Annotated in this window: 16 protein-coding genes (1 of these 16 only partly in view); 11 read left to right on the top strand and 5 right to left on the bottom strand. The window is 71.7% G+C overall.

From position 1 onward, the window contains the following. Positions 1-409: the 5' portion of a YbjN domain-containing protein gene (locus tag ACQ0O7_RS21115; protein WP_430783855.1), read on the bottom strand. Its footprint begins 68 nt before the window's first position; the window shows 409 of its 477 coding nt (coding positions 1-409); the start codon lies at positions 407-409; the stop codon falls past the left edge of the window. 86 nt (positions 410-495) lie between these two features. On the opposite strand from ACQ0O7_RS21115, the gene ACQ0O7_RS21110 reads away from it, so the two are divergent. Beyond that, positions 496-3,027: a DNA translocase FtsK 4TM domain-containing protein gene (locus tag ACQ0O7_RS21110; protein WP_430783854.1), complete on the top strand. Its 2,532-nt coding sequence runs from the start codon at positions 496-498 to the stop codon at positions 3,025-3,027. Here ACQ0O7_RS21110 and ACQ0O7_RS21105 read toward each other — a convergent pair. Then, positions 3,014-3,481 carry a DUF3291 domain-containing protein gene (locus ACQ0O7_RS21105; protein ID WP_430783853.1) on the bottom strand — a complete coding sequence of 156 codons (468 nt, stop codon included), beginning with the start codon at positions 3,479-3,481 and terminating at the stop codon, positions 3,014-3,016. The genes ACQ0O7_RS21110 and ACQ0O7_RS21105 overlap by 14 nt on opposite strands. A 31-nt stretch (positions 3,482-3,512) precedes the next feature. Continuing rightward, positions 3,513-4,160 (bottom strand): helix-turn-helix transcriptional regulator, encoded by a 648-nt coding sequence (locus tag ACQ0O7_RS21100; RefSeq protein ID WP_430783852.1) that lies wholly within the window; start codon positions 4,158-4,160, stop codon positions 3,513-3,515. Between the two features lie 88 nt (positions 4,161-4,248). Between ACQ0O7_RS21100 and rimO the strand changes: the two genes are divergently transcribed. From rimO to ACQ0O7_RS21055, 9 genes are all read left to right on the top strand, one after another. Further along, the gene (rimO, locus tag ACQ0O7_RS21095) at positions 4,249-5,709 is read left to right on the top strand and encodes a 30S ribosomal protein S12 methylthiotransferase RimO (protein WP_430783851.1); all 1,461 of its coding nucleotides are present in this window, start codon (positions 4,249-4,251) and stop codon (positions 5,707-5,709) included. Then, positions 5,706-6,293 carry a CDP-diacylglycerol--glycerol-3-phosphate 3-phosphatidyltransferase gene (gene pgsA / locus ACQ0O7_RS21090; protein ID WP_430783850.1) on the top strand — a complete coding sequence of 196 codons (588 nt, stop codon included), beginning with the start codon at positions 5,706-5,708 and terminating at the stop codon, positions 6,291-6,293. Before rimO ends, pgsA begins: the two co-directional genes overlap by 4 nt. Continuing rightward, entirely contained in the window at positions 6,293-6,904 is a 612-nt protein-coding gene (locus ACQ0O7_RS21085; protein ID WP_430783849.1) for a CinA family protein, read from the top strand. Before pgsA ends, ACQ0O7_RS21085 begins: the two co-directional genes overlap by 1 nt. A 159-nt stretch (positions 6,905-7,063) precedes the next feature. Further along, on the top strand, positions 7,064-7,441 hold the full coding sequence (locus ACQ0O7_RS21080) for a helix-turn-helix domain-containing protein (RefSeq protein ID WP_430783848.1): 378 nt from the start codon (positions 7,064-7,066) through the stop codon (positions 7,439-7,441). A gap of 234 nt (positions 7,442-7,675) precedes the next feature. Then, on the top strand, positions 7,676-8,536 hold the full coding sequence (locus ACQ0O7_RS21075; RefSeq protein ID WP_430783847.1) for a PspA/IM30 family protein: 861 nt from the start codon (positions 7,676-7,678) through the stop codon (positions 8,534-8,536). Positions 8,537-8,566: 30 nt separating this feature from the next. After that, the gene (gene pspM, locus ACQ0O7_RS21070; protein WP_430783846.1) at positions 8,567-9,337 is read left to right on the top strand and encodes a phage shock envelope stress response protein PspM; all 771 of its coding nucleotides are present in this window, start codon (positions 8,567-8,569) and stop codon (positions 9,335-9,337) included. Between the two features lie 230 nt (positions 9,338-9,567). Next, on the top strand, positions 9,568-9,879 hold the full coding sequence (locus tag ACQ0O7_RS21065) for a hypothetical protein (RefSeq protein ID WP_430783845.1): 312 nt from the start codon (positions 9,568-9,570) through the stop codon (positions 9,877-9,879). After that, positions 9,876-11,564: an alpha/beta hydrolase gene (locus tag ACQ0O7_RS21060; protein WP_430783844.1), complete on the top strand. Its 1,689-nt coding sequence runs from the start codon at positions 9,876-9,878 to the stop codon at positions 11,562-11,564. Before ACQ0O7_RS21065 ends, ACQ0O7_RS21060 begins: the two co-directional genes overlap by 4 nt. Beyond that, positions 11,561-12,022 (top strand): hypothetical protein, encoded by a 462-nt coding sequence (locus tag ACQ0O7_RS21055; protein WP_430783843.1) that lies wholly within the window; start codon positions 11,561-11,563, stop codon positions 12,020-12,022. Before ACQ0O7_RS21060 ends, ACQ0O7_RS21055 begins: the two co-directional genes overlap by 4 nt. Here the strand turns inward: ACQ0O7_RS21055 and ACQ0O7_RS21050 are convergent. Both ACQ0O7_RS21050 and ACQ0O7_RS21045 read right to left on the bottom strand, forming a co-directional pair. Continuing rightward, a complete protein-coding gene (locus tag ACQ0O7_RS21050; RefSeq protein WP_430783842.1) occupies positions 12,005-12,808 on the bottom strand; it encodes a DNA-formamidopyrimidine glycosylase family protein in 804 nt (267 codons plus the stop codon). The genes ACQ0O7_RS21055 and ACQ0O7_RS21050 overlap by 18 nt on opposite strands. Before the next feature lie 406 nt (positions 12,809-13,214). After that, positions 13,215-14,144 (bottom strand): LLM class F420-dependent oxidoreductase, encoded by a 930-nt coding sequence (locus tag ACQ0O7_RS21045; RefSeq protein WP_430783841.1) that lies wholly within the window; start codon positions 14,142-14,144, stop codon positions 13,215-13,217. A 73-nt stretch (positions 14,145-14,217) separates the two neighbouring features. Here ACQ0O7_RS21045 and ACQ0O7_RS21040 point away from each other — a divergent pair, with 73 nt between their 5' ends. After that, entirely contained in the window at positions 14,218-15,006 is a 789-nt protein-coding gene (locus ACQ0O7_RS21040; RefSeq protein WP_430783840.1) for an SAM hydrolase/SAM-dependent halogenase family protein, read from the top strand. Positions 15,007-15,126: the final 120 nt, after the last annotated feature.

Genomic DNA, 15,126 nt, shown 5'->3' with positions numbered 1-15,126 from the left:
ACCCCGATTTGAGTTCGCCCAGGGCCTCGCCCAGGCGGCAGCCGGTCGCGACCCCGCAGAGCAGCACCTGGTCGAGCTGGTCCAGGGTGACGCCGTGCTCCCAGTCGGTCGTCACCTCGCCCACCACGATGGCCTGGCCCTCGTCGGTCACCTGCACATACGCCTTGGGCCAGAGCTGGTCCCGGTTCCAGGTGTTGCAGAACTCGTAGAGTCTCGTCACGTCCTCGACCGAGAAGACGTGCTGCATCATGGCCCGCACCTGGAGGATCTCCTGCCGCTCACCGAGGCGGAAGAAGTAGATGAGGTTGCCCTGGAAGTTGCCGGCGATGTCGCCGTCGGCATCGACGAAGTACGAGAAGCCGCGCTTGTCCAGCGCGGCCTTGATCAAGTCGTTGCTGAGAGGTTGCACCGTACGATGGTAAATGCCGGGAAAGTGAAAAGCAGTCGCGGTGCGCCTTCTCGGCAGAGCGGCCCCGTCCGGCTACGGTGACATCCATGGCGGGCCGAACTCCTCCGGCGGGCCGGAGCCGCGCCGCGTCCACTACCCGGGGCGCGGCTGTCAGCCGTGCCCGTCAACCGGCGCCTCGCAAGAGCACCGGCAAAGCCGCCGCGCGTAAGCCCGCGGCCAAACGTCCAGCCGCCCGCAAAGCGGTGCCCCCGGCAGTCGCGCCCAGCATCGCACGCGGCATCGGCGGCCTCTGGCTCGGTCTGGCCGGCAGTGTCGGCTGGCTGGCCCGCGGAGCCGGACGGCAGGCGGCCACCGCCCGCAACATCGCTCCCGAGCACCGCCGCGACGGTGCCGGGCTGTTCCTGCTCGGTGTCTCCATCCTGATCGCGGTCGCGGTCTGGGCGGGCGGCGCCGGCCCGGTCGGCATCTGGGTGGCCGACATGGTGCGGCTGTTCCTCGGCAGCCTGGCGGTGCTGCTGCCGCTGCTGATGTTCTACGGCTCGATCCGGCTGATGCGCCAGCCGGCCGACCCGGAGCACCGCGGGCGCACCCTGGTCGGCTGGTCGGCGATCATCATCGCCACCGCCGCGCTGCTGCACATCTCCGGGCCCGACTCGCAGGCGCCCAACCCGACCGTCGACCAGTCCGGCGGGCTGCTCGGCTTCGGCATCGGCGGGCTGCTGGAGCGGGCGGTGAGCGCCTGGGTGGCCGTACCGCTGCTGTTCCTGCTCTTCGCCTTCGGCCTGCTGGTGATCACCGCCACCCCGATCGCCAAGATCCCGGAGCGGGTCGCCCAGCTGACCGACCTGGTGTCCGGGCGGTCCGGGCAGCACATCGAGCGCCCCGAGCCCGAGCCGGAGTACGACGAGGACGAGCCGGCGGAGGAGGCGCCGAAACCGCGGCGCCCGGCCCGGCGACGGCAGGCCGCCGCGGTCGCGCCGTCCCCGCTGGACCAGGATCCGCCGGACGACTTCGACGAAGAGCTGATCCTGCACGACACGGTCGCTCTGCCGAAGATGACGAACGTGCCGAAGAGCCGCAAGAAGCCGGCGCCCGAGCACACCCCGATGCCGCCGACCCGGGCCGAGCAGCTGGAGATCTCCGCGGTCAGCGGCGACTACCGGCTGCCCCCGGCGGACATCCTGGCCATCGGCTCCCCGCCGAAGGCCCGCAGCCGCGCCAACGACGAGATCATGGCCGCGCTGACCGGGGTGTTCGAGCAGTTCAACGTGGACGCGGTGGTCACCGGGTTCACCCGCGGCCCGACCGTCACCCGGTACGAGGTGGAGATCGGCCCCGGCACCAAGGTCGAGCGGATCACCCAGCTGTCCCGCAACATCGCGTACGCGGTGAAGTCCCCGGACGTCCGCATCCTCAGCCCGATCCCGGGCAAGAGCGCGGTCGGCGTGGAGATCCCCAACACCGACCCGGAGAATGTGTCGCTCGGTGACGTGCTGCGCTCCCGGGCCGCCGCGGCCGACCACCACCCGATGCTGGTGGCGCTCGGCAAGGACATCGAGGGCGGGTTCGTCGTCGCCAACCTGGCGAAGATGCCGCATATCCTGATCGCCGGCGCGACCGGCGCGGGCAAGAGCTCCTGCCTCAACTCGCTGCTGGTGTCCCTGCTGACCAGAGCCACCCCCGATGAGGTGCGCCTGCTGCTGGTCGACCCCAAGCGGGTCGAGATGACGGCGTACGAGGGCATCCCGCACCTGGTGACGCCGATCATCACCAACCCGAAGAAGGCCGCGGACGCCCTGGAGTGGGTGGTCCGCGAGATGGACATGCGGTACGACGACCTCGCCGCCAACGGGGTCCGCCACATCGACGACTTCAACCGCAAGGTCCGCAACGGCGAGATCGTGGCGCCGCCGGGCAGCGAGCGGGAGATGAAGCCCTACCCGTACCTCCTGGTGATCATCGACGAGCTGGCCGACCTGATGATGGTCGCGCCCCGCGACGTGGAGGACTCGGTCGTCCGGATCACCCAGCTGGCCCGGGCCGCCGGCATCCACCTGGTGCTGGCCACCCAGCGCCCCTCGGTGGACGTGGTCACCGGCCTGATCAAGGCCAACGTGCCGTCGCGGCTGGCCTTCGCCACGTCGTCGCTGGCCGACTCCCGGGTCATCCTGGACCAGCCGGGCGCGGAGAAGCTGCTCGGCCGGGGTGACGGCCTCTTCCTGCCGATGGGCGCCTCCAAGCCGACCCGCATCCAGGGCGCCTGGGTCGACGAGTCGGAGATCGCGGCGGTCGTCCAGTTCTGCAAGGACCAGCGCGAGCCGGAGTTCCGTGAGGACGTCACCGAGGTCCCGCAGAGCAAGAAGAAGGAGATCGACGAGGAGATCGGCGACGACCTCCAGCTGTTGATCCAGGCCATCGAGCTGGTGGTGACCAGTCAGTTCGGCTCGACGTCGATGCTCCAGCGCAAACTGCGTGTCGGTTTCGCCAAGGCCGGCCGTCTGATGGACCTGATGGAGACCCGCGGCATCGTCGGCCCGTCCGAGGGCTCGAAGGCACGTGACGTGCTGATCAAGCCGGACGAGCTGGAGGAGTCGCTGGCCGCCCTCAAGGTCGACTGAGTGCCGCCTGCGGCGCCGGGAACGGCCGCCGGAAGGTGAACGCGCCCGGCCCCGGCCCCTCCGCGCCGAGCAGCGTCAGCCGCTGGAGGCCGTCCCGCAGCGTCGGGACGCGGCCGGCCTCCACCCACCACAGGACCATCGCGGACCGGCCCGGCACGAACCACTCCCGGCGGCGGCGCAGATAGTCCAGATGGCCGGACTGGTAGACGTAGCCCCGGAGCGCCTCCAGCGACTCCCAGAGCGACAGCGTGGCGATCTGCTCCGGTGGCGCCGGCTGGAGGCCCAGCGCGGCCAGATCGACGTCCTCCTCCTTGAGCCGCCAGATGAAGCCCGGTGAGCGGTCGGCCAGGTCGTTCATCAGGTCGACGCCGGCGGTGAACTCGGCGACCAGTGGATCACCCTCGGGGGCGCGGAGCTGGGCGACATTCATCTGAGCCAGGTGGAAGTCCGTCATACGGTCACTTCACCAGCCCGTACATCTAAAGTCAATCGATTTTGTTTTTAGAAAGCGTGACGCAGCAGCGGCCGGGCGCCGCCTCCATCCGGGCGGTCCACTCCGTGCCCTCCAGCAGCCCGTCCAGCATCGCCAGGCTCATCCCGCAGATCAGCGGTGGGAACTGCTCGGCGAGCCGGTGGAAGGGGCAGTTGCGCAGGACCACCCGGCCCTCCTCGGCCACCGGCGCGTACCCCATCCCGGTGAGCAGCTCCACCGGATCGGACCGATCCTCCGGGGCGAGCCGGCCCTGCTCCCGGGCCACCTCGTAGAGGATCTGCTCGGCGCCGCTGCGCTCGATCGTCTCGGCCAGCATCTCGGCGGCGCCCCGGTAGTGCCGCGGCGGCACGCTCACCGTGTGCTCGCCGGGGGACACCTGGTACAGCTTGGCGGGCCGTCCGGCGCCCGGCCCGGTCCGGCCCGAACGCCGCTGGTAGGACACCGCGAGCAGCCCCGCGTCCACCAGCTTGTCCAGATGGAACGCGGCGAGGGTGCGGCCCACCCCGAGCGTCTCGGCCACCTGATCCCGCCCGACCGGGTCGCCGCCCGCGTCGGCGACCGTCTGGTACGCGGCCCGGCGCACCCCGTCGGCCAGCGTCGCCACCGAGGCGAGATCGTCCAGATTCTCCGAGGTAGTCACCCGTCGATCGTATTACCAACGAGGCTTGGCGCTAGAAGCTGGACGAGTGGAGGAACGCCCCGCTCCGGGAGCCCGCTAACCTTGTCGGGTGTCTGGAACTCCTCCCACCCGCCGTGTCGCTCTGCTGACGCTGGGCTGCGCCCGTAACGAGGTCGACTCGGAAGAGCTGGCCGCCCGCCTCGACGCCGGCGGCTGGGAGGTCGGCACCGACGCCGAGGGCGCCGACGTGGTCGTGGTCAACACCTGTGGCTTCGTCGAGAAGGCGAAGCAGGACTCGATCGACACCCTGCTCGCCGCGGCCGACACCGGGGCCAAGGTGGTCGCCGCCGGGTGCATGGCCGAGCGCTACGGCAAGGAGCTGGCCGACAACCTGCCCGAGGCCAACGCGGTGCTCGGCTTCGACGACTACACCGACATCACCGACCGCCTGGAGAGCGTGCTGCGCGGCGAGGACCACATCTCGCACGTGCCCCGCGACCGGCGCGAGCTGCTGCCGATCACCCCGGTCGAGCGGCACGCCGCCAAGATCGTGGTGCCCGGGCACGCCACCGTGGACGAGCACACCCCCGCCCACCTGCGCAAGGTGCTGCGCCGCCGGCTCGACTCCGGCCCGGTCGCCTCGCTCAAGCTGGCCAGCGGCTGTGACCGGCGCTGCGCGTTCTGCGCGATCCCGGCGTTCCGCGGCGCGTTCGTCTCCCGCGACCCGCAGGAGCTGCTGGCCGAGGCCGAGTGGCTGGCCAAGTCCGGGGTGCGCGAGCTGGTCCTGGTCAGCGAGAACAGCACGTCGTACGGCAAGGATCTGGGTGACCCCCGCCTGCTGGAGAAACTGCTGCCGCAGCTGGCCGCGGTGGACGGCATCGTCCGGGTCCGGGCCAGCTACCTGCAGCCCGCCGAGACCCGCCCCGGCCTGGTCGAGGCGATCGCCGGCACCCCGGGTGTGGCCGCCTACTACGACCTGTCGTTCCAGCACTCCAGTGAGCCGGTGCTGCGCCGGATGCGCCGGTTCGGCTCTACCGAGCGCTTCCTGGAGCTGCTCGACTCGGCGCGCAAGCTGGCGCCCGCGGCCGGTGCCCGGAGCAACTTCATCGTCGGCTTCCCCGGCGAGACCAAGCAGGACGTGGACGAGCTGATCCGCTTCCTCACCGAGGCCCGCCTCGACGCCATCGGCGTCTTCGACTACAGCGACGAGGACGGCACCGAGGCCGCCGGCCTGGACGGCAAGATCAAGGACGCGACCATCAAGCGGCGGTACGACCGGGTCGTCGCCCTCGCCGAGGAGCTCTGCAACCAGCGGGCCGAGGACCGGCTCGGCGACCTGGTCGAGGTGCTCGTCGACAGCACCGACGACGGCGAGGTCGAGGGCCGCGCCGAGCACCAGGCCCCCGAGGTGGACGGCTCCACCACCCTGGTCTCCTCCGAGACCGAGGGTGTCGACCTGTCCGTGCTGCGCCCCGGTGACCTGGTCCGTGCCCGCGTCACCGGGACCGAGGGCGTGGACCTGATCGCGGTGCCGGTGGAGATGATCTCGGCCGCCCCGGTGACCCGGTGACCGACGAGCCGGTGCCCGCGCCGCGCGTGGTGTCGCTCTACAACGCGGCCAACGCGCTCACCGTGGTCCGGATCGTGCTCGTCCCGGTCTTCCTGGCCCTGGTCGTCGTCTCCGGGATGAACGACCCGGACTGGCGGATCCTGGCCTGCCTGGCCTTCTGTATCGCCTCGGCGACCGACTTCGCGGACGGCTGGATCGCCCGCCGCTGGTCGCTGATCACCTCGTTCGGCAAGGTGGCCGACCCGATCGCGGACAAGGCCCTGACCGGGACGGCGCTGGTGCTGCTCTCCGCGTACGGCCCGCTGTCCTGGTGGGTGACCGCGGCCATCCTGATCCGCGAGTGGGGTGTGACCGCGCTGCGGTTCTGGGTGATCCGCTACGGCATCATCCCCGCCTCCCGGGGTGGCAAACTCAAGACCGGGCTGCAGACCGTGGCGATCGCGTGGTATCTGTGGCCCGTTCCGGAGCCCTTCCACCTGGTCGGGGTGGCCCTGATGGGCGCCGCCCTGGTGGTGACCTTGGTCACCGGCGCGGACTACGTGATGCAGGCGCTCCGGTTGCGGCGCTCGCGGACGGAGGCGTGATGGGGCCCTCGGTGGCCGCCGCTGATCCCGAGCCGGTCGCCGCCGCTGGCCCCGAGGCAGTCGCCGCCGCTGGCCCCGAGCCGGTCGTCGCTGGTGACCTCGAACCGCTCGCCGCGGCGAGTCAGCCCGCGTCGGTCGCCTCCGCGGTGTTGCGCGCGCTTCGGGATCGCCGGGAGACCCTGGCCGCCGCCGAGTCGCTCACCGGTGGTCTGGTGGCCGCCACGATGGTCGAGATCCCCGGGGCCAGCGCGGTCTTCCGGGGCGGCCTGGTGGTCTACGCGACCGAGCTCAAGGCGATCCTGGCCGGGGTGCCGCGGGCGCTGCTCGACGAGCGCGGGCCGGTGGACGCGCAGGTGGCCGGCGCGCTGGCCCGGGGCGCCCGGGAGCGCTGCGGCGCCGACTGGGGGGTGGCGACCACGGGGGTGGCCGGCCCGGATCCGCAGGACGGCAAGCCGGTCGGGCTGGTCTACGTCGCCGTCGCCGGCCCGGCCGGGACCGAGGTGCGGGAGTTGCAACTCGCCGGAAATCGATCGGCCATCCGGATCGAAAGTGTGACGGCCGTCCTGCAATTGCTCACCGACTCTCTCCGTGCCCATCCGGTAGCCGTCTGAGCTGCACTTTTCGCCGTGAGTGCGCCTCGTGACCGGTTCTGGTGGCGCCGGGGCGCCCGCTAAATTCGGCGGGGCGGGATGTCGCTGCGGCTCGGGCCAGGTACGGTTGCGGGAAGCCTCCGGCGTCAGCCGGCGGCCTCGCCCGCAGGAGGAGGTGCCATGGTCCTGCTACGCCGTGTTATCGGCGACGCTCTTCGTGCGCGCCGGCAGGGGCAGCACCGCACGCTACGCGAGGTGTCGACCGCCGCGAACGTCAGCCTGGGATATCTGTCCGAGATCGAGCGTGGTCAGAAGGAAGCGTCCAGCGAGCTGCTGGCGGCCATCTGTGACGCCCTCGGCGCCCGGCTCTCCGAGTTGCTCAGCGAGGTCAGCAACACGCTGTCCCTGGCGGAGAACATGGAGGGTGTGCTCGTCCCGATCGACGAGAAGGCGACCGACGGCGGTGACGTCTCCGTCTCGGTGCGCCAGGACTCGCCGCTGAAGGCCACGCTGCACGCGACCCGTAAGCCGAAGCGGGACATCGTCTACGCCGCCTGATCATGAATACGTGGGTGCCGGGCCGCTCCAAGGGAGCGGTCCGGCCCTTTCATGTCTCGCTGCGCCGCTCAGGGGGGCGTAGCCTCGTAGGCCAAGGGACAACCCTGAGATCCCCCGGAGGACCAGTGACGCCGGTGGCGTCCGGCTGTCACGATGGGTTTCGCATTACCCGCATTAGCGTTGGCGACGGCGGTGAAGCATCCGATAGAGCGACATTTGAGGGGACACCACGAGATGGCGAATCCGTTCGTCAAGGGCTGGCACTACATGATGGCGCTCTTCGGCGCGAAGATCGATGAGTACGCCGACCCGAAGGTCCAGATCCAGCAGGCCATCGAGGACGCCCAGCGTCAGCATCAGGCTCTCGTGCAGCAGGCCGCCGCCGTCATCGGCAATCAGCGGCAGCTCGAGATGAAGCTGTCCCGGCAGATGTCCGAGGTCGAGAAACTGCAGGGCATGGCCCGTCAGGCACTCGTGCTCGCCGACCGCGCCCGAGCCGCCGGAGACGAATCCGAGGCCCAGAAGTACGAGTCGACCGCGCAGACGCTGGCCACCCAGCTGGTCTCCGGCGAGCAGTCGATGGAGGACCTGAAGACTCTCCACGACCAGGCGCTCGCCGCGGCCGGCCAGGCCCGCAAGGCGGTGGAGAACAACGCGATGCTCCTCCAGCAGCGCATCGCCGAGCGGTCCCGGCTGCTCAGCCAGCTGGAGCAGGCCAAGATGCAGGAGACCGTCGCCCAGTCGCTGGAGTCGATGTCGCAGCTGGCCGCGCCGGGCAACACCCCGTCGCTGGACCAGGTCCGCGACAAGATCGAGCAGCGGTACGCGAGCGCCATGGGCCGGGCCGAGCTGGCCTCCAACTCGGTCGAGGGCCGCATGCTCGAGGTGCAGAAGTCCAGTCTGGACCTGGCCGGCTCGTCCCGGCTGGAGCAGATCCGGGCCAGCATGGCCGGCGACAAGCTGAGCGCCGCGCCGGCCCAGCCCGCCGTCGAGCAGCCCGGCACGGCCGCCGCCGACGCGGCCGGTGTCGCCCGTCTCGACGAGATCCGGGCCAGCCTGAACCAGAAGCGCGGCGACACCTCGGCCGCCGGCTGACAGCTGACGTGACGTAAGGGGGAGCGGACGGTGGACGAGCGGGCCAGATACTTCCGGCGCCTCAAGCGGCTGCGGGGCTCCGCACGACGGTGGAGTGTTCTAGGTGGGGGCCTGACCGCCGCGGCCGCCGTCCTCACCCCCTATGCCGGGATCGGCCTGGCCGATGCCGCCTGGGCGGCCGGGGCCGGTGCCTCGGCGGTGCTCGCCTGGTGGCGCTGGAGCGATCTGCGCGAGCTGGCCGCCACTCCGGCGCCGCCGCCCGCGATCCCGCAGGACAAGCTCACCCAGGCGTTGCAGCGTTTCCCGGCCGGGCAGACCGTGCTGCGGGAGGTCCGCCGCCAGCGCGACCGATACCAGTTGCGCGGTTCGGCCATCGCCGACGGGTGGGAGCGGCTGGACCGGGCGTCCACCACGATGACCGGGCTGGCCGGCCGGCTCACCGGTTCCGGTGAGGCGGCGCTGCTGGAGGCCGCGTCGGCCGAGCAGTGGCTGCGCGATCTGGGGCAGCGGGCGGCCAGCGTGGAGCGGGCCATCCCGATGAGCGGTCCCGGCAAACGGGACACGCTGTCCGAGTCGCACGCCGGGCTCACCGAGCAGTTCATCGAGGGCGTGGGGGCCTACGAGGAGCTGGTGGTGGCCGCGGCGAGTTATGTGGCCGAGGACGGGCATCCGGTCACCGACACCCGGCATCCCGGTTATTTCGCCCTGATCGACGCGACGGACCGGCTGCGGGGCATCGCCGACGGCCTGGCCGAGTTGCGCACCACCCAGATCCCGCGGCCCGCGGCCGAGGCCGGCTGACGCCCTCGCTGCGGCAGAGGCGCGCACCACCCGGATCCCGTGGCCCGCGCCCGAGGCCGGTCGACGCCCTCGCTGCGGCCCCTCACCGCTCGACGCCGGGCCCGATCTGCCGTTCTGTCTGCTGTGTGCCTGTCTAGGTGCGGGGTGGCCGGTCTGATGGCGGGGCAGTGCAGGTTTCCCGATTCGCCTAATCTGAGCCTCCGGCGCTCCGGCAGGAGGAGGAATCGGCGATGGGTCATCCCACGGCACCGCTCTCGGTCGATGTTCCGGCGCTGACCGCGTGTGGCTCGGGTGCCGCCGAGGCGGGCGAGACACTCCGGGCCGCGGCGGCCGCGGCCGCGTTCCGGCTGGCCGTCACCGAGCAGCCCGGCTGGTCGTCGGCGACCGCGATCCGGGCCGCCGAGAGCCTCTGGGACACCCATGTGCGCGCGCTGGCCGACGAGGTCCGCATCTTCGGCGAGGGCCTGACCGCGTCGGCCCGGGAGTTCCAGGCCGCCGACCGCGCGTCCGCCGACGGCATCCGCGCCGCCGGGCCACGATGAGCTCGCTCACCCTGGAGCAGCTGCTCAAGGCGTACGACACCCCCTGGCACCAGGCCGCCGAGGCGTGGCGCGGGCTGGCCGACCAGGTCGACGAGGCGGCTGAGCAGCTGATCCGTGGCACCCGTGACCTGCCGGACGCCTGGCCGTCGGGGGAGGGTTCCCGGGCCGCCCACGCGAGGGCGACGATGTTGCGGGCCGAGGTCAGCAACACCTACAACCCGGCCCGGCGGATCCACCAGGCGCTGGCGGATCTGGCGTACGGCGTGCGTGGTTTCCGCACCCGGGCCGAGCAGATCGTCGCCTCGGCGCGTCAGGCCGGCTACACGGTGGACGCGGTGACGGGCACGGTGACCGGCCCGGCCGTGATGGTCGTCGGCGACAGTGCCCGGATCGCCGCCGACGGTGCCCGGATCGCCGCCGAGAGCGCCCGGATCGCCGCCGACCTGGCCGAGGAGCTGGCCGGGGCGCGGGCCCTGGACGACGCCACCGCCAACGTGATCACCGTGAACCTGCCGTCCGCGGAGGCCGGTTTCGGGTGGTCCCGGATGCGCGACGTCAGCGCCGCCGAGCTGCGGGCGCAGGCCGGCCGGCAGCCGCGGGAGATCGGCGAGTGGTGGGCGTCGCTCACCCCGGAGCAGCAGGAGCAGGCCATCCTGGCGCACCCGGAGCTGGCCGGGCGCCTGGACGGGCTGCCGGCCACCGACCGGGACACCGCGAACCGGATCGTGCTGGACCGGGAGGTGACCGCGCTGAACCAGGAGCGGCAGGATCTCGACGCCCGGGAGAGCCACCTGCGGTCGATGGCCGAGCAGGGGCGGATCGCCGAGGTCTACCCGGACGCGGCGAACCCGGGCGGCCGTCTCCTGGACGAGCTGGGCCGGATCGAGGACCGGCGGGAGAGCCTGGCCGGGCGGTCGGCCGGCCCGCTCGCCCTGCACCAGCGTCTCCGCGATCCGAGTCAGCCGCCCGCCTTCCTGCTCGGCTATTCGTCGGCGGACGACGGCCGGGCGATCGTGGCGGTCAACAACCCCGACGAGGCGGACAACGTGGTCACCTACGTGCCGGGGACGATGGCCGACCTGGCCGGCATCAAGGGTGATGTGGAGCGGGCCGACAAGATGGTGCTCGACGCCACCCGCCTGGATCCGTCCGGCCGGACCACGTCGGCGATCACCTGGCTCGGCTACGACGCGCCGGACTTCTTCCACAACGCGGGCTCCTCGTCGTACGCGGAGAACGCCTCGGCCGACCTGTCCCGCTTCCAGAACGGTCTACGCGTCAGTCACGACGGTGACGCCTCGCACAACACCGTCCTGGGCCACAGCTACGGCACCACCACGGTCGGCATCGCGGCCCGGGACAAGGGTCTGGCCGTCGACGACGTGATCTTCGTGGGCAGCCCGGGAGTGGGTGCCGGTTCGGCCTCCGAGCTGAACATCCAGGGTGACGCGAGCAACGTCTGGTCCAGCACCGACGCCAACGACGTGATCCGGCACACCGGTTTCGACGACACCATGCGGTTCGGTGAGAACCCGTCCGGTGCGGCGTTCGGCGGGCGGATCTTCACCAGCGACTCCGACGAGTGGAGCCCGGTGGCCACCCACTCCGGCTACTGGGACGCCAACAATCCGTCCCGGCGCGGCATCGCCTACATCGTCACCGGGCAGGAGGGAAGAGTGTCATGACATCACCGGTCCGGATCGCCCTGACCGTCGCCGCCGGCCTTCTCCTCACAGGATGTGGACTCATGAACCCCGCACCGGACATCAGCCGGACCGACGCCGCGGAGCGGGTCGCCCGGCAGGCCGAGGAGGCCTTCGCCCAGCTGCCGCCGGGGGCCACCCTGCGGACCCTGCTGGACCATCCGGAGTCGAAGTGCGACGAGGGTGATCTGGTGTTCGCCGAGCGGCAGTACCAGATCGACTATCCGCAGGGCTGGCCGGTCGCGCGGGCGGTGCCGACCCTCGCCGGGTATTGGACCGGCGCCGGCTGGGAGACGCTGCGCGACGAGCGGGCCGATCCGAAACTGCCCAACTTCGCGGCCCAGGACCCGGACGGCTTCCGGATCAGCATCGAGATCACCAACCGGGACTCCGGAGTGGTCGACGCGTACCTGGTCAGCAGCTCACCCTGCGTCGCCTGACCGTTCCGGCTGGCAGCGCGGGCACCAGAAGGTGATCCGTTCACCCTGGTCGGCCTTACGGATCGCCGAACCACACCGTCGGCACGGCTGGGCTCGACGCCCGTACACATAATTGGCCTCGCCTTTGAAAAGCGAACCGGTGGTGGTCTGCAGCCAGCGGCCGCGGTTGGACGCCACCAGCCGCTGGGCCAGCTCCACGGTGGCCGGCAGATCAGGCACGTCGGCGACCGCGGTCCACGGCCAGAGCCCTCGCAGGAACAGCGTCTCCGCCTTGTAGAGGTTGCCGACCCCGGCCAGGTTGCGCTGATCCAGCAGCGCCTCGGCGATGCTGACCGACGGTCTCGCGGCGATCCGGCGGACCGCCTCGGCCGCGTCCCAGTCGTCGCCCAGCAGGTCCGGGCCCAGATGGCCGACCAGCGAACCCTCCTCGGCGGTCGGCGTCAGGATCACCTCGTGCAGGTGAAAACCGACGGCCACCGACCGGGCGGTCCGCAGCACGACACGGATCAGGTGGGCCGGGCGGCCGGACCAGCGTTCCCTCGGGGCGTAGGTCCGCCAGGCCCCCTCCATCCGCAGATGCGAGTGCAGGGTGTGCGGCGGCCGGCCCTCCCGGGTCAGCCGCAGCAGCAGATGCTTGCCGCGGCTCGCCGACTCGGCCACCGTCCAGCCGGTCAGGTCGGTGGTGGCCAGCCTCGGCACCCGGAAATCACAACCGGTCAGGGTCTCGCCGGTCAGCGCCTTCTCCAGAACCCGGGCGGTGTTCCAGACGGTGTCCCCTTCCGGCATGCCCTCCATTCTGCCCACCGTCCGGCCGGGAAAACGTCCCGCCGCCCGGCGATCTGGTCACGGCGGTGCGCCCCATCGGCAAGATCAAGATCAATGAGCCGATTGACGTGTACGCCCGGAGCACCCGCCCCGACGGCCTCCCCGTCGATCCGTGGTCACGCGTCCACGTGCGGGCCGGCCTCCATGGCGTTTCCGCAGGTGGGCAGCTTTCCTTCAGCAACCGTCGGGGTCGGCCCCACCCACGGCGAACGCGCACACCGCCCGGCTCGAACGCAGCCGTCCGGCATCACACCCCGCCGGCGTCACACACGCCGGACGGTGAGCACACGCCGGGCCCGGGACGCCGACACGAGCCATGTCGTCTTACCTCGGCCACGGAAGCCCGCGTCGGCCCGGCCGTGTTCGCTCAGAGCTGCGGCGCCACCGCGGAGGCGACCAGGTCCAGATGATCCAGATCGGACAGGTCGAGCACCTGGAGGAAGAGCCGGGACGCGCCGGCGTCGGCGTACCGCTTGATGGTCGCGACAGCCTCGTCCGGGGTGCCGACGATGCCGCCGTTCTCGCGCATCTCGTCGGCTTCCCGCCCGATGGCGGCGGCCCGGCGGCCGACCTCAGCCTGGTCCCGGCCCACGCAGAGGACAGCGGCCGCGGAGAAGGCCGGGTGCTCGGTGCGGCCGAGCGCGTCGGAGGCGGCACGGACCCGGTCGTACTGGGCGGGAATGTCCTCGATCTTGGAGAACGGGACGTTGAACTCGGTCGCGTAGCGGGCCGCCAGGTAGGGCGTGCGCTTCTTGCCGTGGCCGCCGACGATGACCGGCGGGCGCGGGGACTGGGCCGGCTTGGGCAGCGCGGGCGAGTCGCTGACCTGGTAGAACTTGCCGGCGAAGTCGTAGGTGGAGCCGACCGGCGTCTCCCACAGCCCGGTGATGATCTCCAGCTGCTCCTCCAGCCGGTCGAAGCGCTCACCGACGGCGGGGAACGGGATCCCGTACGCGGTGTGCTCGCTCTCGAACCACCCCCCGCCGAGGCCGAACTCGATCCGGCCACCGCTCATCTGGTCGACCTGGGCGACGGCGATCGCCAGCGGGCCGGGGAGCCGGAAGGTGGCCGAGGTGACCAGGGTGCCGAGGCGGATCCGGGACGTCTGAACGGCCAGTGCGGCGAGGGTGATCCAGGCGTCGGTGGGGCCGGGCAGGCCGGAGCCGTCGCCCATCTTGAGGTAGTGGTCGGAGCGGAAGAACCCGTCGTATCCGCCGTCCTCGGCGGCTTTGGCGACCCGCAGGAGATCGTCGTGGGAGGCACCCTGCTGGGGTTCGGTGAAGATCACGAGACGCATGGCTCAACACTGCCATGCCGCCTCGGCGTGCCCGCGCCGCATCGAACAACGACAGGCAGTAACCTTGCGCACCATGGCCGGTTATGGATGGATCAGTTTCACGACCGATTACGGCACGTTTGATGGCTTTGTCGCCGCCTGTCATGGCTCGATCGCCCGGGTCGCCCCCGACGTTCGCGTGATCGACGTCACCCACCATGTGCCGCCGGCCGATGTCACCCGGGGCGCCGCCGTCCTCGCGCAGACCGCCCCGCACCTGCCCGCGTCGGTGCACCTGGCGGTCGTCGACCCGGGTGTCGGCACGGCCCGTCGCGGCGTGGTCCTGACCACGCCGAACGGTCTGCTGGTCGGCCCCGACAACGGCCTGCTGATCTGGGCGGCCGAGGCGCTCGGCGGGGTGACCGGGGCGTTCGAGCTGGAGAACGAGGACTGGCGCCTGGGCGATGTGTCCCGGACCTTCCACGGCCGTGACCTGTTCGCTCCGGCCGCGGCCCGGCTGGCGGCCGGCGCGGATCCGGCCGAGGCCGGCCCGGCCGTCGACCCGGCGACGCTGATCCGCCTGCCGGATCCGGCGGTCACGGTCGGCGACGGCTGGATCGAGGCGGAGGTCCTCACCGTCGACCGTTTCGGCAACGTGCAGCTCGCCGCCGACGCCGCGGCGCTCTCCGGTCTCGGCCCCGACCTGCTGATCAACGGCGGCGTCCGGGCCCGCCTGGGCACCACGTTCGCCGACGTCAGCGTGGGCGAACTCCTGGTCTTCCCGGACTCGGCCGGCCGCGTGGCGATCGCGGTCAACAACGGCCGCGCGGTCGTCCTCCTCTCGGTGGTCCCCGGCGACACGGTCCGCATCACCGCACGCTGACCCCTTTCCGGTACGGACCACCGAACGGTCCCGCGCCCACGGCCGGCCAAGGCGCCCGTCCCGTCCCGGCCGTCCCCGGCCGCCGGCTCATGCATGCCCCGGACGGCCACCGCGTCCCCG

The organism is Actinoplanes sp. G11-F43 (assembly GCF_050589265.1).
Classification (GTDB): domain Bacteria; phylum Actinomycetota; class Actinomycetes; order Mycobacteriales; family Micromonosporaceae; genus Actinoplanes.
The sequence above is the reverse complement of the archived record's forward strand: the minus strand, read 5'-3'. Positions and strand labels throughout refer to the sequence as shown.

Bases quoted from the DNA above. Each gene is read 5' to 3' on its own strand.
- ACQ0O7_RS21075 (WP_430783847.1), top strand. From the start codon at position 7,676: ATGGCGAATCCGTTCGTCAAGGGCTGGCACTACATGATGGCGCTCTTC.
- ACQ0O7_RS21045 (WP_430783841.1), bottom strand. From the start codon at position 14,144: ATGCGTCTCGTGATCTTCACCGAACCCCAGCAGGGTGCCTCCCACGAC.
- ACQ0O7_RS21080 (WP_430783848.1), top strand. From the start codon at position 7,064: ATGGTCCTGCTACGCCGTGTTATCGGCGACGCTCTTCGTGCGCGCCGG.
- ACQ0O7_RS21055 (WP_430783843.1), top strand. From the start codon at position 11,561: ATGACATCACCGGTCCGGATCGCCCTGACCGTCGCCGCCGGCCTTCTC.
- ACQ0O7_RS21050 (WP_430783842.1), bottom strand. From the start codon at position 12,808: ATGCCGGAAGGGGACACCGTCTGGAACACCGCCCGGGTTCTGGAGAAG.
- ACQ0O7_RS21105 (WP_430783853.1), bottom strand. From the start codon at position 3,481: ATGACGGACTTCCACCTGGCTCAGATGAATGTCGCCCAGCTCCGCGCC.
- ACQ0O7_RS21085 (WP_430783849.1), top strand. From the start codon at position 6,293: ATGGGGCCCTCGGTGGCCGCCGCTGATCCCGAGCCGGTCGCCGCCGCT.
- ACQ0O7_RS21040 (WP_430783840.1), top strand. From the start codon at position 14,218: ATGGCCGGTTATGGATGGATCAGTTTCACGACCGATTACGGCACGTTT.
- ACQ0O7_RS21110 (WP_430783854.1), top strand. From the start codon at position 496: ATGGCGGGCCGAACTCCTCCGGCGGGCCGGAGCCGCGCCGCGTCCACT.
- ACQ0O7_RS21060 (WP_430783844.1), top strand. From the start codon at position 9,876: ATGAGCTCGCTCACCCTGGAGCAGCTGCTCAAGGCGTACGACACCCCC.
- ACQ0O7_RS21065 (WP_430783845.1), top strand. From the start codon at position 9,568: ATGGGTCATCCCACGGCACCGCTCTCGGTCGATGTTCCGGCGCTGACC.